This is a genomic window from Rhodococcus sp. F64268 (assembly GCF_023015605.1).
In the GTDB taxonomy this organism is placed as follows: domain Bacteria; phylum Actinomycetota; class Actinomycetes; order Mycobacteriales; family Mycobacteriaceae; genus Rhodococcus.
The window spans coordinates 1-3,697 of sequence record NZ_JALKAI010000036.1 but is presented as its reverse complement, the minus strand read 5'-3'; the positions used below and the strand labels follow the sequence as shown (position 1 = coordinate 3,697).

The following is a 3,697-nucleotide window of genomic DNA, read 5'->3' as shown; positions in this document are numbered from 1 at the left end:
ATCACCTCTCAGGCATCATGAGTGGCGGATTTGCCTACCACTCGCCCTACAGGCTTACACCGGCTATTCCACCAGCCGGCCCAGCTACCTTCCTGCGTCACCCCATCGCTTGACTACTACCACCGAAGGTCCCATGCATCCAACCCCCAATCCCCCGAAGGGAAAAAGGAATCTTCAGGATGGTTAGTACCAGTGATTCATCAGGGGCGCGTTCACACGGGTACGGGAATATCAACCCGTTGTCCATCGACTACGCCTGTCGGCCTCGCCTTAGGTCCCGACTCACCCTGGGCGGATTAACCTGGCCCAGGAACCCTTGGTCATTCGGCGGACGAGTTTCTCACTCGTCTTTCGCTACTCATGCCTGCATTCTCACTCGCATGGCCTCCACAACTAGTTCACACTGCTGCTTCCACGGCCACACGACGCTCCCCTACCCATCCACACCACTGCACACCATCCCGCAGGACAATGCGTGTGTTATGCGAATGCCGCGGCTTCGGCGGTGTACTTGAGCCCCGCTACATTGTCGGCGCAGGACCACTTGACCAGTGAGCTATTACGCACTCTTTCAAGGGTGGCTGCTTCTAAGCCAACCTCCTGGTTGTCTCAGCGATCCCACATCCTTTTCCACTTAGTACACGCTTAGGGGCCTTAGCCGGCGATCTGGGCTGTTTCCCTCTCGACTACGAAGCTTATCCCCCGCAGTCTCACTGCCGCGCTCTCACACCCTGGCATTCGGAGTTTGGCTGACGTCAGTAACCTTGTAGGGCCCATCGGCCATCCAGTAGCTCTACCTCCAGAGTGAAACACGCGACGCTGCACCTAAATGCATTTCGGGGAGAACCAGCTATCACGGAGTTTGATTGGCCTTTCACCCCTACCCACAACTCATCCCCTCAGTTTTCAACCTAAGTGGGTTCGGGCCTCCACGACGTCTTACCATCGCTTCACCCTGGCCATGGGTAGATCACTCCGCTTCGGGTCTAGAACATGCCACTACAGACGCCCTATTCGGACTCGCTTTCGCTACGGCTACCCCACACGGGTTAACCTCGCGACATGCCACTAACTCGCAGGCTCATTCTTCAAAAGGCACGCCATCACCCACCAGCCACCAAAGGCTGCACAGGCTCTGACGGATTGTAAGCGCACGGTTTCAGGTACTATTTCACTCCCCTCCCGGGGTACTTTTCATCTTTCCCTCACGGTACTAGTCCGCTATCGGTCACCAGGGAGTATTCAGGCTTATCGGGTGGTCCCGACAGATTCACACCGGATTTCACGGGCCCGGTGCTACTTGGGTATTCACATCAACAGTCACAGCGTTTTCGTCTACGGGATTCTCACCCTCTACGACAGGCCGTTCCAGACCACTTCGACTAACACCATGATTTCTTACTGTTGGCCGACTCAGCAGCGTCGACACAATGAACCCCACAACCCCACGAGTGCAACCCCTGCCAGGTATCACACACCCATGGTTTAGCCTCTTCCGCGTTCGCTCGCCACTACTGACGGAATCACATGTTGTTTTCTCTTCCTGTGGGTACTGAGATGTTTCACTTCCCCACGTTCCCTCCACACCGGCTATATATTCACCGGCAGGTAACACGACATCACTCGTGCTGGGTTTCCCCATTCGGAAATCCTCGGATCACAGCTCGGTTGACAGCTCCCCGAGGCATATCGCAGCCTCCCACGTCCTTCATCGGCTCCTGGTGCCAAGACATCCACCGTACGCTCATAAACACTTACAACAAAGATGCTCGCGTCCACTGTGCAGTTCTCAAACAACACACAACAACCCCTACCGGAACCCACCCACAGGCAAGAACTTTCGAAGATCATCGTCGCTGATCAAACACGAAAACGTGTTCTCTCAGGACCCAACAGCGCACCGATATAACCACCGCAGAAGAAAACATGATGCTTCCTCCGACACGATGATGCTTGTCAGCGTTCCACCCATGAGCAACCGTGTCCCACATACGGAGACAAACGGCCTCTGGTCACACACATTCACCGACTCTTCGGGATGCATGGACAGATGCTCCTTAGAAAGGAGGTGATCCAGCCGCACCTTCCGGTACGGCTACCTTGTTACGACTTCGTCCCAATCGCCGATCCCACCTTCGACGGCTCCCTCCCACAAGGGGTTAGGCCACCGGCTTCGGGTGTTACCGACTTTCATGACGTGACGGGCGGTGTGTACAAGGCCCGGGAACGTATTCACCGCAGCGTTGCTGATCTGCGATTACTAGCGACTCCGACTTCACGGGGTCGAGTTGCAGACCCCGATCCGAACTGAGACCGGCTTTAAGGGATTCGCTCCACCTCACGGTATCGCAGCCCTCTGTACCGACCATTGTAGCATGTGTGAAGCCCTGGACATAAGGGGCATGATGACTTGACGTCGTCCCCACCTTCCTCCGAGTTGACCCCGGCAGTCTCCTGCGAGTCCCCACCATTACGTGCTGGCAACACAGGACAAGGGTTGCGCTCGTTGCGGGACTTAACCCAACATCTCACGACACGAGCTGACGACAGCCATGCACCACCTGTATACCGACCACAAGGGAAACCACATCTCTGCAGTCGTCCGGTATATGTCAAACCCAGGTAAGGTTCTTCGCGTTGCATCGAATTAATCCACATGCTCCGCCGCTTGTGCGGGCCCCCGTCAATTCCTTTGAGTTTTAGCCTTGCGGCCGTACTCCCCAGGCGGGGCGCTTAATGCGTTAGCTACGGCACGGATCCCGTGGAAGGAAACCCACACCTAGCGCCCACCGTTTACGGCGTGGACTACCAGGGTATCTAATCCTGTTCGCTACCCACGCTTTCGCTCCTCAGCGTCAGTTACTGCCCAGAGACCCGCCTTCGCCACCGGTGTTCCTCCTGATATCTGCGCATTTCACCGCTACACCAGGAATTCCAGTCTCCCCTGCAGTACTCGAGTTTGCCCGTATCGCCTGCAAGCCCGCAGTTGAGCTGCGGGATTTCACAGACGACGCGACAAACCGCCTACGAGCTCTTTACGCCCAGTAATTCCGGACAACGCTCGCACCCTACGTATTACCGCGGCTGCTGGCACGTAGTTGGCCGGTGCTTCTTCTCCAGGTACCGTCACTTGCGCTTCGTCCCTGGTGAAAGAGGTTTACAACCCGAAGGCCGTCATCCCTCACGCGGCGTCGCTGCATCAGGCTTTCGCCCATTGTGCAATATTCCCCACTGCTGCCTCCCGTAGGAGTCTGGGCCGTGTCTCAGTCCCAGTGTGGCCGGTCGCCCTCTCAGGCCGGCTACCCGTCGTCGCCTTGGTAGGCCATTACCCCACCAACAAGCTGATAGGCCGCGGGCTCATCCTGCACCGAAAAACTTTCCACCAAAAACCATGCAGCCTTTGGTCATATCCGGTATTAGACCCAGTTTCCCAGGCTTATCCCGAAGTGCAGGGCAGATCACCCACGTGTTACTCACCCGTTCGCCACTAATCCACCCAGCAAGCTGGGCTTCATCGTTCGACTTGCATGTGTTAAGCACGCCGCCAGCGTTCGTCCTGAGCCAGGATCAAACTCTCCGTTAAAGACTCTTGATTTCACTCCCGAAAGAGTCAATCAGTCAAAGACATCGAGCCAAATCACTAGCAAAAAAACTCAAACTAGCAAAACACTGACCACCACAGACGGAAGAATGTGAT

2 rRNA genes are annotated in these 3,697 nt (G+C 56.1%); both read right to left on the bottom strand.

The window, feature by feature from the left end:
• Positions 1 to 1,760 (bottom strand): 23S ribosomal RNA (locus MWU77_RS24415); the annotation flags it as partial.
• A gap of 301 nt (positions 1,761 to 2,061) precedes the next feature.
• Positions 2,062 to 3,583: ribosomal RNA gene (locus tag MWU77_RS24410) — 16S ribosomal RNA — on the bottom strand.
• Between the last annotated feature and the right edge of the window lie 114 nt (positions 3,584 to 3,697).